25 protein-coding genes and 1 pseudogene are annotated in these 22,565 nt (G+C 56.7%); 4 read left to right on the top strand and 22 right to left on the bottom strand.

Features of this window, described 5'->3' with window-relative positions:
* Positions 1–8: 8 nt before the first annotated feature.
* The 4 genes from recO to MTP43_RS07555 all read right to left on the bottom strand — a co-directional run bounded on the left by recO (position 9) and on the right by MTP43_RS07555 (position 3,458).
* Complete coding sequence (gene recO, locus MTP43_RS07540; RefSeq protein ID WP_015538505.1) at positions 9–758, bottom strand: DNA repair protein RecO; 750 nt, start codon at positions 756–758, stop codon at positions 9–11.
* Between the two features lie 218 nt (positions 759–976).
* Positions 977–1,951, bottom strand: a complete 975-nt coding sequence (era, locus tag MTP43_RS07545; RefSeq protein ID WP_005925851.1) for a GTPase Era — start codon at positions 1,949–1,951, stop codon at positions 977–979.
* Positions 1,948–2,439, bottom strand: a complete 492-nt coding sequence (gene ybeY, locus MTP43_RS07550) for an rRNA maturation RNase YbeY (RefSeq protein WP_005925846.1) — start codon at positions 2,437–2,439, stop codon at positions 1,948–1,950. The genes era and ybeY overlap by 4 nt, the downstream gene beginning before the upstream one ends.
* 23 nt (positions 2,440–2,462) lie before the next feature.
* A complete protein-coding gene (locus MTP43_RS07555; RefSeq protein ID WP_044960604.1) occupies positions 2,463–3,458 on the bottom strand; it encodes a PhoH family protein in 996 nt (331 codons plus the stop codon).
* A gap of 252 nt (positions 3,459–3,710) precedes the next feature.
* Between MTP43_RS07555 and MTP43_RS07560 the strand changes: the two genes are divergently transcribed.
* The 3 genes from MTP43_RS07560 to MTP43_RS07570 all read left to right on the top strand — a co-directional run bounded on the left by MTP43_RS07560 (position 3,711) and on the right by MTP43_RS07570 (position 4,883).
* Positions 3,711–4,028 carry a PadR family transcriptional regulator gene (locus MTP43_RS07560; protein WP_015538506.1) on the top strand — a complete coding sequence of 106 codons (318 nt, stop codon included), beginning with the start codon at positions 3,711–3,713 and terminating at the stop codon, positions 4,026–4,028.
* On the top strand, positions 4,025–4,528 hold the full coding sequence (locus tag MTP43_RS07565; RefSeq protein ID WP_015538507.1) for a DUF2812 domain-containing protein: 504 nt from the start codon (positions 4,025–4,027) through the stop codon (positions 4,526–4,528). The genes MTP43_RS07560 and MTP43_RS07565 overlap by 4 nt, the downstream gene beginning before the upstream one ends.
* A 160-nt stretch (positions 4,529–4,688) precedes the next feature.
* Entirely contained in the window at positions 4,689–4,883 is a 195-nt protein-coding gene (locus MTP43_RS07570) for a DUF3873 family protein (RefSeq protein WP_015538508.1), read from the top strand.
* A 73-nt stretch (positions 4,884–4,956) separates the two neighbouring features.
* On the opposite strand, the gene yqeB is transcribed toward MTP43_RS07570, so the two are convergent.
* The 10 genes from yqeB to MTP43_RS07620 are packed head-to-tail and all read right to left on the bottom strand — an operon-like array spanning position 4,957 to position 14,140.
* Positions 4,957–5,772 (bottom strand): selenium-dependent molybdenum cofactor biosynthesis protein YqeB, encoded by an 816-nt coding sequence (gene yqeB / locus MTP43_RS07575; RefSeq protein WP_005925826.1) that lies wholly within the window; start codon positions 5,770–5,772, stop codon positions 4,957–4,959.
* Positions 5,769–6,824: an XdhC/CoxI family protein gene (locus tag MTP43_RS07580; protein WP_249234725.1), complete on the bottom strand. Its 1,056-nt coding sequence runs from the start codon at positions 6,822–6,824 to the stop codon at positions 5,769–5,771. Before MTP43_RS07580 ends, yqeB begins: the two co-directional genes overlap by 4 nt.
* Positions 6,825–6,843: 19 nt before the next feature.
* Complete coding sequence (locus MTP43_RS07585) at positions 6,844–7,074, bottom strand: DUF3343 domain-containing protein (protein ID WP_015538510.1); 231 nt, start codon at positions 7,072–7,074, stop codon at positions 6,844–6,846.
* Complete coding sequence (locus tag MTP43_RS07590) at positions 7,065–8,213, bottom strand: aminotransferase class V-fold PLP-dependent enzyme (RefSeq protein WP_112120734.1); 1,149 nt, start codon at positions 8,211–8,213, stop codon at positions 7,065–7,067. The genes MTP43_RS07585 and MTP43_RS07590 overlap by 10 nt, the downstream gene beginning before the upstream one ends.
* Positions 8,210–8,824 (bottom strand): sulfurtransferase-like selenium metabolism protein YedF, encoded by a 615-nt coding sequence (gene yedF, locus MTP43_RS07595; protein ID WP_044960602.1) that lies wholly within the window; start codon positions 8,822–8,824, stop codon positions 8,210–8,212. The genes MTP43_RS07590 and yedF overlap by 4 nt, the downstream gene beginning before the upstream one ends.
* Before the next feature lie 14 nt (positions 8,825–8,838).
* Positions 8,839–9,876, bottom strand: coding sequence for a selenide, water dikinase SelD (gene selD, locus MTP43_RS07600; RefSeq protein WP_112120732.1), 1,038 nt, complete (start codon positions 9,874–9,876; stop codon positions 8,839–8,841).
* Complete coding sequence (gene yqeC, locus MTP43_RS07605; protein WP_113621054.1) at positions 9,873–10,574, bottom strand: selenium cofactor biosynthesis protein YqeC; 702 nt, start codon at positions 10,572–10,574, stop codon at positions 9,873–9,875. Before yqeC ends, selD begins: the two co-directional genes overlap by 4 nt.
* 6 nt (positions 10,575–10,580) lie before the next feature.
* Positions 10,581–12,869 carry a xanthine dehydrogenase family protein molybdopterin-binding subunit gene (locus MTP43_RS07610; RefSeq protein WP_113621055.1) on the bottom strand — a complete coding sequence of 763 codons (2,289 nt, stop codon included), beginning with the start codon at positions 12,867–12,869 and terminating at the stop codon, positions 10,581–10,583.
* Positions 12,866–13,336, bottom strand: a complete 471-nt coding sequence (locus MTP43_RS07615) for a (2Fe-2S)-binding protein (RefSeq protein WP_113621056.1) — start codon at positions 13,334–13,336, stop codon at positions 12,866–12,868. Before MTP43_RS07615 ends, MTP43_RS07610 begins: the two co-directional genes overlap by 4 nt.
* On the bottom strand, positions 13,337–14,140 hold the full coding sequence (locus tag MTP43_RS07620) for an FAD binding domain-containing protein (protein ID WP_113621057.1): 804 nt from the start codon (positions 14,138–14,140) through the stop codon (positions 13,337–13,339).
* A gap of 103 nt (positions 14,141–14,243) precedes the next feature.
* On the opposite strand from MTP43_RS07620, the gene MTP43_RS07625 reads away from it, so the two are divergent.
* Positions 14,244–14,903, top strand: coding sequence for a nucleotidyltransferase family protein (locus tag MTP43_RS07625; protein WP_113621058.1), 660 nt, complete (start codon positions 14,244–14,246; stop codon positions 14,901–14,903).
* A gap of 3 nt (positions 14,904–14,906) precedes the next feature.
* On the opposite strand, the gene MTP43_RS07630 is transcribed toward MTP43_RS07625, so the two are convergent.
* The 8 genes and pseudogenes from MTP43_RS07630 to pfkA all read right to left on the bottom strand — a co-directional run bounded on the left by MTP43_RS07630 (position 14,907) and on the right by pfkA (position 22,551).
* Complete coding sequence (locus MTP43_RS07630; protein ID WP_173016267.1) at positions 14,907–16,256, bottom strand: uracil-xanthine permease family protein; 1,350 nt, start codon at positions 16,254–16,256, stop codon at positions 14,907–14,909.
* Between the two features lie 334 nt (positions 16,257–16,590).
* On the bottom strand, positions 16,591–17,427 hold the full coding sequence (locus MTP43_RS07635; protein ID WP_113621060.1) for an SDR family oxidoreductase: 837 nt from the start codon (positions 17,425–17,427) through the stop codon (positions 16,591–16,593).
* A gap of 22 nt (positions 17,428–17,449) precedes the next feature.
* Positions 17,450–17,755 carry an AzlD domain-containing protein gene (locus MTP43_RS07640; RefSeq protein ID WP_005925791.1) on the bottom strand — a complete coding sequence of 102 codons (306 nt, stop codon included), beginning with the start codon at positions 17,753–17,755 and terminating at the stop codon, positions 17,450–17,452.
* Positions 17,745–18,521, bottom strand: coding sequence for an AzlC family ABC transporter permease (locus MTP43_RS07645; RefSeq protein ID WP_113621061.1), 777 nt, complete (start codon positions 18,519–18,521; stop codon positions 17,745–17,747). Before MTP43_RS07645 ends, MTP43_RS07640 begins: the two co-directional genes overlap by 11 nt.
* A gap of 239 nt (positions 18,522–18,760) precedes the next feature.
* A complete protein-coding gene (guaA, locus tag MTP43_RS07650; protein WP_097783949.1) occupies positions 18,761–20,311 on the bottom strand; it encodes a glutamine-hydrolyzing GMP synthase in 1,551 nt (516 codons plus the stop codon).
* A 93-nt stretch (positions 20,312–20,404) separates the two neighbouring features.
* Positions 20,405–21,042 (bottom strand): annotated as a pseudogene (locus MTP43_RS07655) (GyrI-like domain-containing protein).
* Positions 21,032–21,415 carry an MmcQ/YjbR family DNA-binding protein gene (locus MTP43_RS07660; protein WP_097783950.1) on the bottom strand — a complete coding sequence of 128 codons (384 nt, stop codon included), beginning with the start codon at positions 21,413–21,415 and terminating at the stop codon, positions 21,032–21,034. The pseudogene MTP43_RS07655 and the gene MTP43_RS07660 overlap by 11 nt, the downstream one beginning before the upstream one ends.
* 161 nt (positions 21,416–21,576) lie before the next feature.
* Complete coding sequence (pfkA, locus tag MTP43_RS07665; protein ID WP_005925738.1) at positions 21,577–22,551, bottom strand: 6-phosphofructokinase; 975 nt, start codon at positions 22,549–22,551, stop codon at positions 21,577–21,579.
* Positions 22,552–22,565 lie beyond the last annotated feature (14 nt).

The raw sequence follows: 22,565 nt of genomic DNA on the forward strand, positions 1-22,565 counted from the left end.
CTTTTTGGTCAGGGCAGCACGCTTTTCAAAAAGGCATAGCTTTTCAGCGGCTTATCCAGATGCGTCAGAGCATAGTTTTCAGCCACTGCGGAAAGCTTTTCCAGACTGCCCACAGAGATCTTGAATGCAAATATTTTTTTGTCCTCTACCAAGCAGATGTGGCGCAGTGCAAACAGCGCAGCCTTGTCCAGATTGCAGTTCTTGCCTGCCTTTGCCGCACAGGACGCACAGAGCAGATGCCCTTCCTGTGCGTCCAGATAAAAGGCATCTCCTTCATCGTAGGTGCCACAGTCCCGGCAGCAGACAATCTGCGGCATAAAGCCGCACTCACTCATGGTGCGCAGCTCAAATACTGCCTTGATCACCCGCAGGTCGGTGCGGTGCTCGTTGATCATATACAGACTGTTCAGCACCAGACGCAGCTCCCGGGCTGCTTCCTCTCCGGTAGGCGAAAGCGCAGCGGCCAATTCGGTAAGATACATGGCAAGGCTTACCCCTTCAATGGAGGAGGAAATGCCATGGAAGATGTTCTGCACATCGGCTTCCCGCACGGTATACATATTGCGTCCGGGCACCAGTGTAAACTCCGAATAGCAGAACAGCCCGCAGGCACTGAACAGCTTGCTTTTCAGCCGCAGGCTGTTTGCAGCCATTGCTGTGATCACGCCCAGTTTCGGGGTAAGGATCGTCAAAATGCGGTCTGCTTCTCTATAACGGGTCTCCTTCAGTACCAGACCCATGGTCACAAATGGTTCCATCGTCCGTTTCTCCTGCCGGATGCTCGGCGGGCAGCTGCACCAGTTGTTTGTAGTCGAGATAACGGAGAATGTTCCCCGTGCAGGCAAAGGCCTGCCAGCTTGCAGCAGCATCCATCTTCAGCACTCCTTCCCTTTTCTGTGCACAGGCTGCTTTTGTTATAGTGTCAGCCTGATTCTAGCACAGCATACAAGGGAAAACTGTCCTGCTTTGGCATCACTCAGCGGTTGGAGGAATTCTGCTTAAAGCCGAAGTTATTCAGCAAAAATTCGTTATCCCGCCAGTCGGATTTTACCTTGACCCAGCACTGCAGATTGACCCGGCAGCCCAAAAACTCCTCGCAGTCAGCACGGGCAGCGCTGGCGATTTTTTTGAGCATGGCACCACCCTTGCCGATGACCATGCCCTTGTGGCTCTCCCGCTCGCAGTAGATGTTCACATCAATGTCGATCAGGTCTGTGCCCGGGCGCTCCTTGAAGCGCTCCACCACTACCGCAATGCCGTGCGGAATCTCGTCCCGCATAAAGAGCAGTGCCTTTTCGCGGATGACCTCAGCCACCAATTCTTTTTCCGGCATATCGGTATAGGCGTCATCATCAAAGTAATGGGGGCCTTCCACGGCATAGCGGCTCAAGGCATCGAACAGTTCCTCACTGCCTTCCTTATTGCGCACACTGATGGTGTAAATCTCATCGAACACGCCCAGCGCCTTCAGCTCTGCCTTGCGGGTTTCCAAATCGGCAGGTTCTTTAACAAGGTCGGTCTTATTAATGACTGCAATGGCCGGGCCGCTGCGGTGCAGCGCCTCCACAAGTGCCATCTCAGATTCGTTCAGCGCGCCGTAAGGCTCGAACAGCATCATGGAAACATCCACATCCGCAATGGAATCGCTGGCGGTCTTATCCATGCGCTTGCCCAGCTTGTTGTGGGCTTTGTGCACACCGGGGGTGTCCAGCAGCACATATTGCAGCGGCCCCCGGGTGATCACGCCGGTAATGCGGGTGCGGGTAGTCTGGGGCTTAGAGGTGACGATAGCCACTTTCTCGCCGACCAAGAGGTTCGTCAGGCTGGATTTGCCCACGTTCGGCCGTCCGATGACAGCAACGAATACAGAGGAGGTGTCGTAATGCTCCTGAACGGGTGTTGTAGTACTCAAAGCGAACTCCTGTCTTGTTTTTATGTTCTGGGATATCATTCCGTATAGCTGACCGTGCGGGGCAGACCCAGCTGCAGCAGCACAGCCTCTTCTTTTTCGCGCATACGCATGGCCTCCAGACCGCCGTTTTCGTGGTCGTAGCCCAGCAGATGCAGCATGGAGTGAACGGTCAAAAAGGCTACCTCCCGCTGCAGCGGATGCCCATACAGATTGGCCTGCTCCATGGCGCGCTCCATGCTGATGACGATATCGCCCAGCATCATGCAGCCGTTATTCTCGTCGATATCGTACTTGCCGTTCTCGCCCAGAGGAAAGCTCAGCACATCGGTGGGCATGGGCTTATTGCGGTATTGGTTGTTCAGCTCGGCAATGGCAGCGTTGTCCACAAAGGTAACGCTGATCTCGGCGGGACGGTCGAAATGCTCATATTCCAGCACGGCATTGCAGGCACGGCGGATCAGAATGCGGAGCCCGGAGGGCACCTTAACAGCTTTCTGGGAGTTGGTGATCAAAACTTTATTGGACATATCGGTCCACTCCTTTCAGGGATTTATTTAAAATTCTTATTGTTTTCTTTATTTTCCGCATCGGCAGCCGGATGTGCGGCACGCTCGTAAGCCTTTACGATCTCCTGCACCAACCGGTGACGCACAACGTCTTTATCGGTAAAGTAGCATTGTGCAATGCCGTTCACATCCTTCAGCACCTTCAGCGCGTCCACCAGACCGCTGCGGGTGCTGCCCGGTAGATCGATCTGGGTCACATCGCCGGTAACGACCACCTTAGAGCCTACGCCCATACGGGTAAGGAACATTTTCATCTGCTCCGGGGTAGTGTTCTGCGCCTCGTCCAGAATGATAAAGGAATCATCCAGTGTGCGCCCGCGCATATAAGCCAGCGGGGCGACCTCAATGATCTGCTTTTCCACCAGACGCTCGTAGGTCTCTGCGCCCAGCATATCAAACAGGCCGTCGTACAGCGGCCGCAGATAGGGGTCTACCTTCTGCTGCAGGTCACCGGGCAGAAAGCCCAGCTTCTCCCCTGCCTCCACCGCCGGGCGGGTCAAGATGATGCGGGATACCTCCTTGGCCTTGAAGGCTTTCACCGCCATGGCAACGGCCAGATAGGTCTTGCCGGTACCCGCCGGGCCGACACCGAAGGTAATGGCATTGGAGCGGATGGCGCTCAGGTATTCCTTCTGTCCCAGCGTTTTGGGGCGGATTGGGCGTCCCTTGACCGTGACGGTAACAAAGTCCTCGGTCAGCTCCTTTACCCGCTTCTCTGCGCCATCATGCGCCAGACTGATGCAGTAGTGCACAGTCTGATCTTCCAGCGGGGTGCGGTTCTCGATCAGAAGAAGCATTCCCTCCACGGCGCGGTTCGCTGCCGCCACATTGGCAGGCTCGCCGGAAATGCGAAGCTGTGTGCCGCGGCAGACAGCGGTAACAGAAAACTCTTTTTCCAACAAGCGAATATTCCGGTCACAGTTGCCAAAAACAGCCGCTGCGATCTCTACACTATCCAGTTCAATACACTTTTCCGCCATGGAGCTCCTCCCGAATTGCAGAATTTGATAACTATATTGTACCACCAAAATCTTCAGAAGAAAACTATGAAAAGTGCACAAAATATTTTCCTGCATTCCATCGGTTTTTCCATACGAACTGCGTTTTAAAGCTTTTTGATGGCCTTTTTCTGAAAACGCTTGACAAAGTATATCGGGAGACGATATACTTTAAACGCAATATATCGGCTGACGATATAAAGACGTCCGATAGAATCCATGGAGTATTTCAGTATGGAAAACCTTGCATTGACCGAATCGACCTATTATATCCTGTTGTCTCTTTACCATCCGCAGCACGGCTATGGCATCATGCAGCAGACGGAGCAGCTTTCCGGTGGCAGAGTCCATCTTGCCGCCGGGACACTGTACGGAGCATTGACCTCCCTGTGTGAAAAAGGCTGGATCCGTCCCCTGCCCGCTGAGAGCGGCAGCCGCAAAAAGGAATATCAGCTTACCGCAGAGGGCGTACAGGTCTTAAAGCACGAGCTTGCCCGTTTGCAGCAGCTTGTGGCAAATGGTGAGAGCATCCTGAAGGAGGAAACCTTATGAGGGAAAAGAAAACCGTTTTCAAGCTTTTCTTTGTGTGGGATTTTGAAAAAGAAGAGCGCTGGCTGAACGAGATGGCGCAGGAGGGCTGGGTACTGGACAATACCGGTTTTTCCTTTTACACCTTTGTGCGCTGCGAACCGGGCGAATATATCATCCGCTTGGAGATGAACCCCAGCAGCGATTACCGCGCCTTTGTAAAGGAACTGGGTGCAGAATATATCGGCGGCTGTGTCAACTGGGTGTACTTCCGTCGGAAAGCGGAGCTTGGCAGCTTTGAGCTGCTCTCGGATATTGACTCCCGTCTGACGCATCTGAGCCGCATCGACCGGATGCTTTCCCTGATCTGTCTGGCAAACCTGATCCTTGGCATAACGAACTCTTTGAATCAGGCTCGCTACGGCTGGCTGAACCTGTTGTGCGCAGCAATGCTCTCCTATGCACTGGGGCGTATCCACGGCATGAAAGCAGCGCTGGAAAAGCAACGCAGTTTGCACGAATGATTTGTCAATCCCTTCTTCGCCACAACTGCAGAGAAAAAAGAGGCGTATCTTTGGATAAAAAGACCATAGCAAACCGTTCTCCATCGTGATACAATAGCAAGCGTTGTGTGCCGCCGCCCGGCGGCCGTTTGGACTGCTTGAACACAAAGGAGAAGGAACCATGGAACAGCTTTTTTTGATGCCCGGTGAAGAACGATACGAGCGCTTCAAGGATGGCAATGGTGTTCCTAAGGTGCACTACTCCTACTGCTCTATGCGCGGTGCCTTCTTTGACTGCGAGAGCCGCAGCTTAGAGGAAGCCCAGCGTCTGTGCGAAAACTGGCTTGTAGGACAGGATCGCTGCTACCGCAACTAACATAGAACCTTAAAACCCCTGCCGTATTTGCAGACCTTTCCGCAAAACGGCAGGGGTTATTTTTATATAGGTTTTACTGCCACACCTGCGCACAGACAAGTTCCAGTACACTGCCGGCAATACAGCGAGATTTATCTGAGATCAGGAAACAGTTGGAAAGCTCCTCCCGCCGGGGGTCGATATCCGCAATCTTAAAGCCCGGCGTAACCGGATAGCCGCTGCGCAGCAATCCGCGCAGAATGCCGGGAATCTGTGCTGTGACCGGGATTTCTGCCCCCTCCGGGGTGCGGATGGTGGCAATAGTCTCACCCTTCTCTACTAAATCGCCGATTTTACGCACATTCATAAAAACACCGGCGGCCTGTGCATGGATCACCCGCTCTGCACCGTACCCGCCAATGACGCCGGGAATGCCGGTATTGGGGATAGCGCTCCCCTCCCGGATGATCCGGCCAAGCCGGTGGCCGCGCTTGGTTTCTACCACGGCATCTACGTCCTGCCCGGCTACAAAGCCGGGGCCAAGGGCAATAGTCAACGGTGCCATATCCCGGCTGGTGCCAAGGTTGCGCTTGGCCAGAATGGCATCCACTACGACCTCCGGCTTTGCCCGGGCAATACAGGCCCCCTCTGGGTCAACGAGCACCGGAACAGCGCCCTGCGCCCAGACGGACTGTGCCTGTTCCAATGCTTCAATGCGGACAGCGCGCAGACCCTCAACAGTGGCTTCGCCTTCATACACTGCTTCACACAGAGCTACCTGACGGCGGATGGCTGCGGGCTGTGTCGTTTCCAATACCAGCACTCGCAGCCCGGCGCTACACAACCGGTGGATGGTACCGGTGGCAAGGTCGCCGCCGCCGCGCACGATAATTAGGGCGTCCTTTTTCATTTTATTTCCTCCCCGGAGAAAAGTGTCTGCAATAGCACCTCCATGGAGCCGCCACAGGCAGCAATGGCTGTGTCCTCGTTTTTGCCGTCAGCCGAAAGCTGTAAGCATTGCAAGGCGGGCACAGCCTGTGCTAACAGCTTCTGAGCCGCCTGTACCGTGTAATGCTCCATAATGCCGCCGCCCACACTGCCCACTATACTGCCATCGGGCAGAACGAGCATTTTTGCGCCCACATCCCGCGGGGTGGAGCCGTGCCGCGCAATAATAGTAGCCAGTACCGCCGGGGTATGGGCTTTTTCTGCCTGCACCATCGCATCCAGCAATGCGACGGGATAGCCCTCGGTCTGGGGGCGGGCATTTTTGACCTGCACGATCTGCGCCAGAATGGAAAGCGCGATCTCCGCAGCCGTCTGTGCGCCAATGGCAAGGCCGATGGGTGCGCAGAGTGCATCGATCCGCTGGCTGTCCAGACCGTTCTCCAACAGCTGATGGCGCACCAATGCGGCACGGCCTCGGCTGCCCATCATGCCCACATAGGCCGCAGGCTTTTGCAGAATCCGGGTAAGGCAGTCCAGATCAAAGACGTGGGAGCGGGTCAGCACCGCAAAATAGGTCTCCGCCCCGCCGGGCACACCCTGAAGCGCCTGCGCAAAGGGAGCGCAGAGCACGGTATCCGCTCCGGCGGCGCGCAGCTGCTGAGCAAATTCCTCCCGATCATCTATGGCAAGCACTGGTATGCCGAGAAGCTTTGCCTGCTTTACAAGGGCAGCAGCAACATGACCGCCGCCGCAGACCACCAGCTGCGGCACCGCACCAAAGCGCTCAGCAAATACCCGCTGACCTTCCAGTGTAAGAAAGCCCGTAGCGGTACAGGCCTGCAGGACGGCAAGCTGACGCTGCAAAAGTTCGGCACTCTGGGTCTGCCACAGGGCGTCTCCGTCCCGCAGCAGCAGCTGACTGCCTGCCTCTGCGCCTTCCAGCACGGTAGCCAGCGTATAGCTGCCGGTCTGGTTTGTACTTTGCAGAACGTCTGCAAGCGTTTGTCTGTTCATTGGTGTTTCTCTCCCTTAATTATTGCTCCACAGGTGTTACCTTATCAAACTGTGTCTGATCCAGTTCTGCCTGCCAGCTTTGCCAGTCCTCCGGCAGCATACGCCATGCAAGCCCGCACCCTGCCGAGATCTCACGCGGCAGCGGGATCAGCCGCCCGGGCACCTGCCGGGCATTGCATTGCTTTTCCCACTCCATAGCCTCTAAGGTGGTGCGGAAGGAAAGCACGATATAGCTTCGTTTTACTCGCATAAAATCTCCCGCGCAAGTGCACAGACTGCCTGCGCTGCCTGCTGTACCTCCTGCTCCGTATTGAAATGGGAAAAGCTGAACCGTACCACGCCCTGCTCCACAGTGCCAAGGGCCTTGTGCATCAGCGGAGCACAGTGCGCTCCGGCACGCACGCAGATGCCGTAGTCCTCCCACAAGATATCTGCCACCCGGGCAGAATCCTCCTGTGCGATGTTCAGCGCCACAATGGGCGCACGAGGCTGCATAGCCATATCACCATACACTGTTACGCCCGGCGCAGTACGCACCTGCTCATAAAACAGGCGGGCAAGGGCGGCTTCCCGGGCAGCAAGGTTTTCTACGCCCTGCTCCAACAGCCAGCGCACCCCGGCGCAAAGCCCCGCAAGGCCGTGCACGTTCAGCGTGCCAGCCTCCAGTGCGGTGGGCATCTGCAAGGGGTGCATTTCGTCAAAGCTGTGCACGCCGCTGCCGCCCACAAGGAGCGGCGCAACGCGCAGGCTGGGGCGCACATAAGCTCCGCCGGTGCCCTGCGGCCCCAGAAGTGCCTTGTGGCCGGTAAAGCAGAGGGCATCAATGCCCAGCTGCTGCACATCAATGGGCTGTGCACCGGCAGTCTGAGCAGCATCTACGATGAACAGCAGACCGTGCCGGTGGGCAAAGTCCGCTGCGCGGGCAAGGTCGGTGCCATTGCCGGTCACGTTGGAAGCCCCTGTCACCACCAGTGCACGGGTCGTGGGGTGCAGCAGCGTTTCCCACTGGTCGTAACAAAGCTGTGCAGCTGCATCCACCCCGGTAAAAGAGACCTCTACCCCCTGTGCCCGCAGCCGGTACAGCGGACGCAGAACAGAATTATGCTCGCATACCGTTGTGATGACATGGTCGCCTGGATGCAGCACGCCGTTCAGTACTGTGTTCAGCGCCATGGTCGCATTGGCGGCAAAAAAGATGCAGGAAGGGTCCGGCACATGGAAAAGTTCTGCCAGCGCCAGACGGGTGTCCAGCACGATCCGTGCGGCGTGAAGGGTGGGCTCGTGTGCGCCGCGCCCGGGGTTGCCTGCCGTGTGCAGTGCCTCCAGAATAGCCTGTTCCACCTGCGGCGGTTTATGCAGAGTGGTGGCCGCGTTATCCAGATAGATCACGGTTTTACCACGTTTCCGGCCTGCGTCAGCTTTTCGGCAATGGTGTACATATTGGTCACGCTGCCCACAGCCAGCTTCTCGGTAAGGCCGTAAAAGTTCAGACAGGTACCGCAGGTCAGGATCTCTACGCCCTGTGCTTCCAGCGCCTTGAGATCTTCCAGCATGGCAGAGCCTTCACAGGTTAGCGCTGCGCCGCCGTTATAGAACAGAATGGTCTTAGGCAGCTTATCCTGCTGGGTCAGCGCAAATACAAAGGCCTTGAGCAGGGTCTTGCCCAGTTCCTCGCTGCCATCGCCCATAACGGCAGCGGAAATAGCCACCACCGTATCAGTGCGGGCATCAGAGGTGCAGACAGGAGCATCTTCTGCTGGGGCGCTTACTACTTCGCCCAGCGTGAACAGCACACGGTATTTGCGCTCTTCCAGCTTTTCAGCGCTGTACTGATAACCCTTTTGCTGTGCCATCTTGGTCAGGTTTTGCACAGCGATCTCGTTGTCCACCAGTACCTCCACCTGTCCCGCGCCCTGCAGCTCGGAAATGGCCTTTTTCGCTTTGACGACAGGCAGCGGGCAGGCATCGCCCAGTGCATCCACTTTGATAAATTCAGCCATGCTGATTACTCCTCTCATTTGTCTGTTACGGTGATCTCAATTTCCTGCTTGGGCAGGATCTCTCCCACGATGCTCGCGGGCAGACCTGCGGCGCGCAGTTCCTGTTCCAGTGTTGCTGCATCTGCCGGGTCTACTGCAAATAGCAGCCCGCCGGAGGTCTGCGGGTCGAACAGGACTTCCTCCATGGCGAAGCTTACGTTTTTAAACCGGACGAACGGCCCGGTGTGGTTGCGGTTGCGCTGCCCGGCGGCGGTGTACAAAAACGCATCGGCTGCTTTTTGGGCGCCCGGAAGCACCGGCACTGCATCCGCATGGATGATGCAGGAAAGCTTGCCGCCCATCATCTCATGCAGATGGCCGAGAAAGCTGAAGCCGGTCACGTCCGTAGCGGCATGGACGCGGTATTTGCGGCTGATCTCTGCCGCTGTTTTGTTCAGAGTGGTCATGGAGCGGATGGCGGCTTCCATCTCCTCCGGGGCGGCTTCGCCCACACGGTCTGCCGTGCACAGCAGCCCCACACCCAAAGCCTTGGTCAATACCAGCTTGTCGCCCGGCATACCGGTGTCGTTCGTATACATCCGTTGCGGGTCTACAAGGCCGGTTACAGAAAGACCGTATTTCACCCCGCTGTCTGCAATGGAATGCCCGCCTGCAAGGCTGCCGCCGGCTTCTGCCACCTTTTCAGCACCGCCGCGCAAAATCTCGCCCAGCACATTCAAGTCCATATCCTCCGGAAAACAGACCAGATTTAAGGCAGTTTTTACCTCGCCGCCCATGGCGTAGACATCGCTCAGGGCGTTTGTGGCTGCGATCTGCCCAAAGGTATAGGGGTCGTCCACCATCGGCGGAAAAAAGTCCACAGTCTGCACCAGTGCAATGTTGTCCGTAATGCGGTAGACTGCGGCATCATCCCGGCTGTCATAGCCGACCAGAAGATCCGGGTCTTTTTCGCCCCGGGGCAGCTTTTCCAGAATACGGCTCAGCACCCCGGCACCCAGCTTTGCGGTGCAGCCGCCGCCGGTACAGAACACGATCTTATCTTCCTTGCTCATGCACGTTCTTCCTCTTCAAAATGCGTCAGCACGCACTTTATACCATGCTGACGCAAAAGCTGTTGTATCTGTATGCCCTGCTGCTGCAATTCCGGCGTGTCGGCCTGATTGAGTACAGCGTAAAACTGTCGGTCGCCCACCGCCTTGCGACCACCCTGCGTGCTTGCAAGCAGCTGTGCCAGCACAGGGGGCGTAAGAGGTGCATCCGGCGCAGCCGCTAAAAACTGCGGACGGATGGTATCGTAGCGGAAGCAGACCTCCCGCAAGGGCCTATCCAGCGCCGAAAGCCCTGCCAGCGCCAAAACGATATCGCTTTGGGGCAGCAGCACCGGCTCGTGCGCCGCCGGGACCTTGCAGGGGTAGTGCTTTGCCCCGTCCGCCTCAATGAATACCGCATCTGTCTGTGCCATCCGGCGCAAAAGCTGCGGCTGCGGCAAAGTCAGCTTTCCGTTTTCAGCCGGGATTCCGATCACTGCATAGTGACCCGCTTGCCATAAGGCGGTAAGCGCTGTGTCATCCGGTGCATAGCAGGCTGCCGGTTGCCGGATGTGGGTAGTCGTGGTCACAAGCACCTGCCATCCCTTGCGGGCACAGTGGTCTGCCATGGCATACAGCAGGGTCGTTTTTCCCCCGCCGCCTACCAGAGAAACGATATGCCCTTTCTCTGCCAGAAACGGAAGCTCTTTTTCGTTCAGCATCTGCTATTACTGCTTGGCTGCAACTGCCATTGCGATCTGCTCCGGGGTAATGGGCAGCTCGTAGAAGCGGGTGCCGATGGCGTTGTAGATGGCGTCCGAGATGGCGGGCAGCGGCGTATTGATGACCACCTCACCGATGGACTTTGCGCCAAAGGGGCCGTTGGGCTCGTAGCTGTTCTCAAATTCCACATGGATGTGGCCGATATCGTTGCGGGCAGGGATCTTATACTGGAACAGAGAGTTCTCTTCCGGGTATCCGTTTCTGTCGTAGGTGATGTTCTCGGTCAGGGTCATACCGATGCCCTGCAAAATACCGCCCTCTGCCTGCACACGGGTCAGGTTGGGGTTGATGGGGGTGCCGCAGTCCACGCAGGCGTCAAATTCCAGCACCTTCACCTCGCCGGTCTCGGTATCCACCTCTATCTCGGCAGCACCCACCATATACGGCGGCGGCGACAAGGGCGAGGTGTGGGTCTCGGTAAATTCCAGCGGGATCTTATGGCCGAACTGGGAAGCAAAGGCGATCTCGGACAGAGTCTTTTGGCGGGTGGGGTCGGCGCTTTCAAACACGACCTTGCCGTCAAACTCCACGGCATCCGCCGGGCATTCCAGCAGCTCTGCGCCCAGCTTGCAGATCTGTTCCCGCAGCTTCAGTGCACACTTTTCGGTGGCCTTGCCGGTGACATAGGTGGTGCTGGAAGCATAGGAGCCGGAATCGTAGGGCGAAGAATCCGTATCCGCGCCAAAGACGGTAATGTTATCCAGCGGGCAATCCAGCACCTCGGCGGCGATCTGTGCCAGCGTGGTGTCGCAGCCGGTGCCCATATCGGCAGCGCCGATCATCAGGGTATAGAACCCGTCATCGTTCAGTTTGAGGGTAGCGCTGCCCACGTCCATGCCGGAAATACCGGAGCCCTGCATGGCCATACCCATGCCCACGGCACGGATCTTACCGTTGCCCATATCCCGGGCAGGATATTTGTGCTCCCAGTCGATCATCTCGCGCACCTTGAGCACGCACCGGTCCAATGCGCAGCTGGTATTTACCGCGCCGTAATAGGCGGGCATCACATCGCCCTCCTGCACGGTGTTCTTCAGGCGCAGTGCAATGGGGTCCATGTTCAGCTTGTGTGCCAGCTCGTTGACCGCAGATTCCACCGCAAACAGACCCTGCGTAGCACCATAGCCGCGGTATGCACCAGCAGACATATGGTTGGTATATACCACATCGCTGACAAAGCGGAAGGCCTCGGCCTTGCCGTACAGCGGGATGGATTTGTGACCAGACAGACCCACAGTAGTGGGGCCATGCTCGCCGTAAGCGCCGGTGTTGGACAGAGTGTACAGGTCGATGCCCTTCACGATGCCGTCTCTGGTAGCTCCCAGACGGACGTGCATCTCCATCTCGTGGCGCGGCGAAGAGGCCGTCTGGCTTTCCACCCGGCTGAAGATGAGCTTGGAAGGCTTTTTGGTCATCCACGTCACAAAGGCCGGGTACACCTCGCTGACAGCGGTCTGCTTTGCGCCAAAACCGCCGCCGATGCGGGGCTTGGAGACACGCACCATGGATTTGGGGATATGCAGTGCATTGGCGATGTTGCGGCGGGCATGGAAAACGATCTGGGTAGAGCTGAGCACATTCAGCCGCCCGTAAGTATCAATGGAGCAATAGGTGCGGAAGGTCTCCATCATGGCCTGCTGGCAGGCCTTGGTGTGGTACACATGGTCGATGACCACATCACATCCGGCCAACACAGCGTCAATATCGCCGCTGCCGCACGCATCGTGGGCGCAGAGGTTGCGCTTGTTGTCGGCACCCACGGGGGCAAGGCTTTCCCAGTTGTCCTCCGGGTGCACAAGGATGGGGTTGTCCTTTGCGGTGTGGAAATCCAGAACAGCTTCCAGCACCTCGTAGTCTACTTTGATAAGCTTGAGCGCCTTATCTACGCACTTTTCATCTTTACCGGCTACGATAGCCACCACATCTCCCACAAAGCGGACGTGGCGGTCAATAAGCAGACGGTCGTAGGGGCTGGCCTCCGGGTAGGTCTGGCCGGCCTGTGTGTAGCGGCGGGCATCCTGCGGCACATCCTCCCAAGTGAAGATGGCTTCGATGCCGGGCACCTTTTTGGCAACAGCGGTGTTGATGCTGCGGACGATGGCGTTTGCATGGGGCGAGCGCAGCAGCTTGACGATCAGACAGTCCTGCGGGATGATATCATCCATATAAACAGGCTGGCCGGTGACCAGCTGCATCGCGTCTTTTTTGCGGAACGGTTTGTTGACGGTTTTCACTGTGCGCCCTCCTTCTGCTTTTTCCATGCCAGAAAGTTCATGATGCCGCGCAGCTGGCCTTCGTAGCCGGAGCAGCGGCACAGGTTTCCGGCAAGGTATTCCTTCACCTGCTCTTCAGTGGGGTACGGCTGCTCCCGGAACAGAGCCAGCGCGTTCATGATAAAGCCCGGGTTGCAGAAGCCGCACTGCTCTGCGCCCTGATCTGCGATAAAGGCACCAAACTCAGCAGCCTCTTCCTGCAAGCCCTCCAGCGTGGTGATTTTATGCCCATCGGCACGGGCTGCCAGCACGGAGCAGGACAGCACAGGCTTATCGTCCATAAACACGGTGCACAGACCGCAGTTGGAGGTCTCGCAGCCGCGCTTGACGCTCTTGCAGCCGTGTGCGCGGACAAAATCGATCAAAAGCATATCCGGGGCGATCTCCTCGGATACCCGGACACCGTTCAATGTAAGTGTGATCTGCATTTACTTTTCCTCCTGCATTTTACGCTGTTCCAGTTCCAGCACCGCGCGCTTTGTCAGCACGCCTGCCAGATGCCTGCGGTACTCGGCGCTGCCGCGCATATTGGAGCCGGTAACGATCTGCGCCTTTATGCTTTCCGCAAACTGTGCGGCAAGCTGTTCTGCCGCAAGGGCAGGCTCTGCCGGGAGCTCGAACCGCACAGCGCGCAGCGGACGCGCACCAATGGCGATGCGGTAATCTCCGGTCTCCAACCGGGCAGCGGCGCAGGTCAGCACCGGAATATCGGTCTGACTGTTGCGCACCGACTGGTAATAGAGCTGCATCGGTGTCTTTTTTACGATCAGCCGCACCAGAACATCCCGGTCATAGGGGCGCTGGGCATATTCATGCAGCGGCAGGATACCGCCTTTGTACAGCTCTACATCACAGTCCATGGCTAGGAACATGGTCAGCACATCCGAAAAACCGAACCGGCTGTAAATGCTGCCGCCCACGGTCGCCAGATTGCGCAGCTGTACGCCCACGATATGGCGCACAGTCTCCCGCATAGCACCATGAGTATAGGCGGCAAGCCCCGGATGCTTTTCCAGCTGGCGCAGGGTGACCATAGCGCCGATGGAAAAGCTGTCCTCGGTCTCCTCAATGGTATCCAGTCCCAGACCGGAAAGGTCGATGGCGGTGCCGACATTGATGGTTTCCATCTTCAGCCAGATCATGCCGCCCAAAATGCGGTTTGGTTTTTTCTGGTTCAGCTGCCACGCTTCCTCCAGACTTTCTGCCCGCTTATATTCTCGGATCGTCATCATGTGCAGTACCTCTCTTTTCTATCGCTGCGATATCTCTTCTTTTATTTTAGCACAGCTTTCGGTATAATACTATTATAAAATGCTGCTGAAGGAGTGTTTTTGTATGAAGAAGTCGCTTACGGTCGGCTGTGTGATCATGGCTTCCGGGCTGAGCCGCCGGTTTGGCGCAAATAAACTGCTGGCAGATTTTTGCGGCCAGCCTATGCTCTGCCGGGCTTTTGCCGCCACTGCCACACCCGGTATCGCTGCCCGCATCGTGGTGACCCGCTCGGAAGATGTACAGGCACTGTGCAGGACGCAGGGCGTCCCGGTGCTGCTGCACAGCTTGCCCGGCCGCAATGATACCGTTCGGCTGGGGCTTTCGGCGCTGCTGGAGCAGCTGCCGGAGCTTAGCGGCTGTATGTTTCTGCCCGGGGATCAGCCCCTGCTGCGCCGGGAGACGGTAGAAGCCATGACAAAGCGCTTTTGCCACGAACAGACATCCCCGGCAGAATGGCAAAAAGAAACAGAACGGGAGATCTTCCGTCTGGGTGCCGTGGCCGATAACGACCCGACACCTCTTGTTGGAAGTCCCGTTCTGTTTGAAAGCAGTTTTTTTTCGGAACTGCTCACCCTGCCGGAAAACAAAGGCGGCAACGTACTGCTCAAAAAGTACCCTGCGCAGGTACGCACGGTCTGTATTGCAGCCCCTATGGAGCTGCTGGATGCAGACACCCCGGAGGTGTTGCAGCAGCTGGAAGTCCTTGCCCGGCAAAAAGGCTAAAGCTTACTCTGCCATATCGTTCTTGGGCAGCAGCACGTTCAGCAGAATCGCCACAAAGGCGGCCGGAACGATACCGGACTCGCCACAGATCAGCTGGAGAGCCTGCGGTGCCTGTGCCAGAATGCCGCTGTTGGCACCCATGCCGTAGCCCACGCCCAGTGCCACGGACACGATGGTCAGGTGGCGCGGGGTCATCTTTTCCTTGGTAATCAGCTGGATGCCGCTGACCACGATGGAAGAGAACATCATAACGGCAGCACCGCCCAGAACGGCCTGCGGCATGATGGAGATCAGCGCGCCCAGCTTGGGAATCAGGCCGCAGAGGATCAGGAACACAGCGCCGGAAGCCAGTGCCATGCGGTTGACCACCTTGGTCATGGCCACCAGACCCACGTTCTGGCTGAAAGAGGTGTTGGGCAGCACGCCGAACAGTGCGGCAAAGGTAGAGCCGAGACCATCACAGATGACGCCGCCGGACAGCTCCTTATCAGAGGGCTCACGGTTCATGCCGCCCTCCATCACGCCAGAGATATCGCCCACCGTCTCCACTGCGGTGACGATGAACATGATCAGCACCGGCAGGATCGCACGGGCGTCAAATACCACCTTGACCGGCATCAGCTTGGGCACTGCGAACCAGGAAGCCTGCGCCACCTTACTCCAGTTGAGCACCCATGCCTTGGTGAACTCTACGCCATCAGCAGTCACGCCAGTGGTGGGCAGTACCAGCCCCATGATGAAAGCAACCACATAACCGGCCAGAATGCCGATAAGGATGGCGGAGGAGCTGAGGAAACCGGTGGTCCAGTGCTTGAAGAACAAGATGACCACCAGCACGAACAGTGCCAGCAGCAGGTTCTCCACAGAGCCGAAGTCCTTGGCCTTGTTGCCACCGCCGAAGGAGTTGATACCTACCGAAATCAGCGAAAGACCGATGGAAAGCACCACCGTGCCGGTGACCACCGGCGGGAAGAACTTGCGCAGCGGCTTCAGGAAAAAGCCCAGCACGCTTTCAAAAATACCGCCGATGATGGATGCGCCCATAATCGCGCCATAGGCCAGCACACCGCCGCCCATCGTGCCCACAACGCTGTTGAACACGCCAATAAAGCCGGAACTGGTACCCATGATAATAGGTACTGCGCCGCCCACGGGTCCGATGGTGAACAGCTGCACCAGCGTGACGATACCTGCCACGAACATGGCGCTCTGCAGCAGGGTGACCTGCAGGTCTGCAAACTCGCCGCCTGCAATGCCGCAGGCGCTGGTGATGATCAGCAGCGGGGTCAGGTTGCCCACGAACATGGCGCAGACGTGCTGCAAGCCCAGCGGAATGGCCTGCCGCAGGGACATTTTGGCTTCAAACTGATAAGCCGCTTCTTCAAGCTTGACTTCCTTCAAAAATTCCACTCTCCTCAAGGTTTTAAAGGTTTATGCGGTTCGGATGCTTTGCAAAAAAGCGAAAACATTATAGCAAAATGCAGATAAGATGTAAAATAAGTATGACTTTTTTACATGAAGAAATGCTGCATCCTATAAGCGAACTTTTCTCCGGCAGATAAGCAAAAAAGCAGGGTTTCCGTATGATTTGTCCCACCCTGTCGGGCTGGCAGCATACAGAATCCCCTGCTTTTTTCGTGCTTTTCTCTGTTTTTTGTGCGATACGGAAAAATTTGATTCTCTGAGGTCAGCGCAATCCATAATCCCGCAGACAACGCGTAAGACCGGTCTGTGTGGTGTCAAATACGATGCCCTGCGCCCGCAGCTTGCTGCAATCCATTGCAAGATTCCGTGCCCAGTCGGCTTCCTGAAGATCGACCGTGATCCCCAGTGTCTTAGCAAACTGCCGGGCGGTCAACACCATATTTTCAGCGTTCTCACTGCCGAAGTTATAGACCCCGCCGGGCAGGGTCAGGGCAGGCTCCAGCAGCGCCACCGCCTGACGGACATAGGTGATGCCCCGGAAATCCTGGACAGAAAAGCGGAGAGATTCTCCCCGCTGTGCCGCACGCAAAAGGTTCAGCAGCAGGTTGCCCCGGATGGGCAGCCGGTAGCCCGGCAGGTCGTACATCCATGTGGCGCGCAGCAACACGGCGCTCGGGCAGAGCGCCTGCACCTGCTGCTCCATTTCCAGCTTGCCCTGCCCATACACATTGGCAGGCTGCAGCGGAATGGTTTCCGGCAGTGGACCGGACTGCTCTACACCGGCATAGACCTGATCCGAGCTGAAAGCCACCAGCTTTGCGTCTGTTTCCGCTGCGGCACGGGCAAGCCAGACCGGCAGCTCCACATTGGCGCGGTAAGCCTGCTCCGGGTGGTCGGCGCAGTAACCGGTATCCGAAATAGCTGCGGTATGCAGAATGACATCCGGGCGCCGCTGAAAAATAGCCTGCCGCACGGCATCCTCCCCTGCTGCTGCCAAAAAGCCTTTGGGAAAGGCGCACAGCTCGTAACGCCCCGCCCATTGCTGCATCACGCGGGATCCTACAAAGCCGCCGGCACCGGTTACAAGGATCTTTTTCATTTTGTTCTCCTGTTATAAGATTTCAGATGAAAAATTCCAGCACGAACACCACGGCACAGCAGCCCGCAGCCACCTGAAACAGACTTGCGCCAAACCATGCGGCGGCAATGCCGACTACCAGTGCAACAGCACCTGCTGCCGGGCTCTGCGTTGCCTGAATGATGGCCGGGAAGGTCATCACAGCCAGCGTTACATAGGGCACATAGTACAAAAACGACTGGATGAAGCGGTTTTTGATCGGTTTGCGGATCAGCGTCAGCGGCAGGATGCGGATGGCATAGGACACCAGCGCCATGACCGCAATATAGATATAATTGTTATGCGTCATCTTCGTTTTCCTCCTGCCTGACCGGGAACAGCACCGCTGCTGCACCGGAGATCGCCACTGTCAAAAGGATGGTGCGGGTGCCTTCGGAGAGTGCCGAGATGCCCGGCAGATAGCTGCACAGAAAACTCAGCGCAAAGCTGATGACGACCAGCACCGCAACGATCCGATCCTTGCGGGCCGGCGGGATGATGATGGCCAGAAACATTCCGTAAAGTGCCACGCTCAGGGCGCTGACTACCCGCAGCGGCAGCAGGTTGCCCGCTATAATGCCCAGCGCCGTACCACAAGCCCAAGCCGGCGCTGCCAGCAGGATAGCGCCATAGGTATAGTACGGGTTCAGGTTGCCCGGGCGGGCGATAGTAATGCCGAACAGTTCGTCCGTGACATCATAGCCGATGAGCAGCCGATGCCAGAAGGGCGTTTCCGGAGCAAAGCGCTGTGCCAGTGCACAGCTCATCAGCAGATACCGCGCATTGGCGATTAAAGTAATGACCGCCACCTCAAAATAGGTGGCGTTTGCCATGATCAACGCAAATGCGGCATATTCTCCTGCGGAGGCATTGTTCAGCAGGCTGACAAGAAACCCCTGAAACGGCGTAAAACCCGCCTTGCGCGCCGCGATGCCCAACGAAAACGATACCGCAAAATAGCCCAGTGCAATGGGCACACCGTCCCGCATTCCGTCACAGAACACCTTGCGGCTGAACTGATCTGCCCTTCCTGTTAGGACGAGCTGCGGCTCCAAAAGCCTCTGCTTCGATTCCATAGTTGATACTTCCCCTTTCCTATTTTGTAAACAGTGGATTCTATTATACTCCCCTGCAGGCAGAGAAGAAAGGGTTTTCGGGCTTTTTTGTGTAAAATACTACGGTCAAAATGCTTAGAGTTTGCGCTGATATAGGAACCACTTTGAATGTTACGGCTTGTTTGATCGTGCTGGAAGATAAAAACACCCCGGAGGTTCCGTTTTCACGGACCCCTCCGGGGTGATGGCGCTATTGGGAATTACTCGAGCTCGATAGTTGCAGGCGGCTTACCGGTGCAATCGTAGAACACACGATTGACGTGCTTAACTTCGTTAACGATGCGGCTGGTGACAGTGCCCAGAACATCCCACGGCATATCATAGCTTTCTGCGGTCATGAAGTCGGTGGTGGTCACGGCGCGCAGCGCAACGGCGTAATCGTAGGTACGCTCGTCGCCCATAACGCCGACGCTGTGCATATTGGTCAGTGCAGCGTAATACTGGCTAATCTCCTTATCCAGACCGGCCTTGGCAATCTCCTCGCGCCAGATGGCGTCAGCGTCCTGCACGATAGCGACCTTCTCGGGGGTTACCTCGCCGATGATGCGGATGCCCAGACCGGGGCCGGGGAACGGCTGACGGCTGACCAGATACTCAGGCAGACCCAGCTCACGGCCGGCCTGACGAACCTCGTCCTTGAACAGGTTACGCAGAGGCTCCACCAGTTCCTTGAAGTCCACGGTATCGGGCAGACCGCCCACGTTGTGGTGACTCTTGATGACGGTGGACTCGCCGCCCAGACCGCTCTCCACCACGTCGGGGTAAATAGTGCCCTGTGCAAGGAAGTCTACCTTGCCGATCTTCTTGGCCTCTTCCTCAAACACGCGGATGAACTCTTCGCCGATGATCTTGCGCTTGCGCTCCGGCTCGGTGACGCCCTTCAGCTTGCTGAAGTAACGGTCGCGGGCATCCACACAGATGAAGTTGATGTCAAAGCCGTTGGCATTGCCCGGGCCAAAGACAGAGCAGACCTCTTCCTTTTCGTTCTTGCGCAGCAGACCGTGATCCACGAACACGCAGGTCAGCTGCTTGCCGATGGCCTTTGCCAGCATAGCGGCCAGCACGGAGGAATCCACGCCGCCGGACAGGGCGCACAGCACCTTGCCCTCGCCGATGCGCTCCCGCAGAGCCTTAACGTTGTTCTCTACAAAGGAATCCATCTTCCAGTCGCCGGAGCAGCCGCAGACGTTGTACACAAAGTTGCGCAGCATCTTCTTGCCCTCGGCGGTGTGCAGCACCTCCGGATGGAACTGCACCGCATACAGACCCTTTTCGGCATTTTCAACGGCTGCCACAGGGCAGTTTGCAGTGTGGGCAGTGATCTGGAAGCCGGGAGCCGCCTGCTCGATGTAGTCGTTGTGGCTCATCCAGCAGATGGTAGAGGGCTGTACATCGGTGAACAGCTTGCTCTCGGTGTTCACGAACACCTCGGTCTTGCCATACTCACGCTCGGGAGCGCGGCAGACATGACCGCCCAGCAGGTGCATCATCAGCTGGCTGCCGTAGCAGATGCCCAGTACGGGCACGCCCCAGCTGAAGATCTCGGGGTCGATGGTGGGAGAGTCCTCCAGATAAACGCTGTTGGGGCCGCCGGTGAAGATGATGCCCTTGGGATTCTTGGCCTTGATGACCGAAAGATCGGTTTTATAGGAATAGATCTCGCAGTAGACATTATTTTCTCGGACGCGGCGGGCAATCAGCTGATTGTACTGTCCGCCAAAGTCCAGCACGATGACAGTTTCATGCTGCATGATGTTTTCCTCCATTTTTAAGTGTGTTTCTACAGATAATTTTAGTATAGCACATCTCACAACAAAAAGCGACAGTTTTTGTGAAGTTTTCTGTCATTTCATTCTGCGGATCGGATGTCGCAGCACGGTTTTCAGCTTCTCCGGTGCGGTGCGGCGTGGATCTCCCAGATAGATCTCGTGATGGAAACGTGTGTCTGAAAAATCCGGGCAATATCCCTGTTCCGCTGCAAACGCATCCAGCTGCCGCAGGGTCCCCGGCTCGGTATCATAGGAGCCGATGTGCATACACTGCACGCACAGACCTTCATCATAGGTGAAAAATTCCACCTTAGAAAAGTCTTTTTTCTTTTTGGTAGTGGCCTCCTGCACTGCCCAGTCAAATTCGGCACGGGTGACAAATTCCGGCAGACGGATCATAGAGGTCCAGATAAAGGTCTCCTTGTTGGAAAAATCCACACCCTCTGCCCCGGGCTGATGCCACAGTCCCTCCAGCGGCGGAACACAACATATTCGAAATAGCCGTCTATCTTATGGCTGCCCTTATAACTCATTTTGATAGTAAATGCAATGCCGTACAGCAACTCCAGCGCTGCTTTGTATTCCCTTGCCGGGTCGTTGGGGTCGCCCTTGCCCTGCACCGCAGCAAAATTCATCGCAGGAACGGTGATGATTTGCGGTTTCTTCGGCGGGAGATAGAACTCTTTATATTCTTTCTTGTAGTCAAATGGCATCCTTCTTTTCCCCTTCCAGCAGCACGCGCTGCTTCTTTTTGCTGAAGCTGCCCAGCACCAGACGATAAGATTTTTCCAGCATCTCCCGCAGCAATGCGTCCGGCACATTTCCCTCTGCTTTTACGGAGTTCCAATGCACCTTATTCATATAATAGCCCGGAATGATATCTTCATACTGTCGGCGCAGAAAATCGCCCTCGGCGGGGTCCAGCTTGCAAGTAATATACACCGGCTTTCCCGTGGCATCATCCAGACAGACGGCTGCAAACATTTTGCCACCGATGTGGTATCTTATCCAGTTCCACTCTGCCTGTAAGTCTTTGGTAACGCCAGACTTTTGAAGAAGCTCTGTGTCGATCCAGCAGTATTTCATGGCAGCACCTCCGTTTTTCTCAGTATAACTGATTTGGAGGCACTTGTAAACGAAAAGTTGTTGGTTTTTACTTATAATACGTCAATTCTGAAAAATCGGTAGCAAAAAGAGCCATCCGCTCAGAAAACCTGAGAGAATGGCTCTTGCATTAAATGTTATGATCAGATGGAAATGGTGTTGCACACGTCCACCAGCACGGGGTCAAGACTCTTGGTCATTTCCAAAGCCTCGTCCACGGGGTAGTCCACCAGCTTCTCACCCTTCATGCCGACGATGCGGTTATACTTGCCCTGCTCCAGCAGGCAGACAGCCTGATAACCCATGGCAGAAGCATTCACGCGGTCGCGCAGGGTGGGAGAACCGCCACGCTGCACATGACCCAGAATGGTTGCGCGGGAATCGATACCGGTACGTGCCTGGATCTCGTTGGCGATCTCCTGTGCATGACCCACGCCCTCGGCCACAATGATGATAAAGTGACGCTTGCCGGTCTTCTGGGTCTCGGCGATCTTATCCAGAATGTCGCGCTGCATATCGAATTCCTTCTCGGGCAGCAGCACAGCCATAGCGCCGGAGGCGATGGCCACATTCAGAGCGATGTAACCGGCGTTGCGGCCCATGACCTCGACCACACTGCAGCGGTCGTGGCTCTGGGTGGTGTCGCGCAGCTTGTCGATCATTTCCAGCGCGGTGTTCATGGCGGTATCGTAGCCGATGGTGTAATCGGTGCAGCCGATATCGTTATCAATGGTGCCGGGCAGGCCGATCATGGGGATGCCGCGGTGTGCCAGTGCGCGGGCACCGCGGTAGGAGCCGTCGCCGCCGATAACGACCAGCGCATCAATGCCCAGCTCGCGGCACTTTTCAGCGCCCTTATCCTGACCTTCCTTGGTCTTGAACTCCAGGCAGCGTGCCGTATACAGAATGGTGCCGCCAGCAGAGATGATGTTAGAAACGCTGCGCAGGTTCATTTCAAAGCACTCGCCGTTCAGCAGGCCGTTATAGCCGCGCTGAATGCCGATCATACGGAAGCCCTTATGCAGGCCGGTGCGTACCACAGCGCGCACAGCAGCGTTCATGCCGGGAGCATCACCACCGCTTGTAAGCACGCCAATCGTTTTGATTTGCTTTTCCATACGAGAGATTCCCT

Source organism: Faecalibacterium sp. IP-1-18, assembly GCF_023347355.1.
In the GTDB taxonomy this organism is placed as follows: Bacteria; Bacillota; Clostridia; order Oscillospirales; family Ruminococcaceae; genus Faecalibacterium; species Faecalibacterium prausnitzii.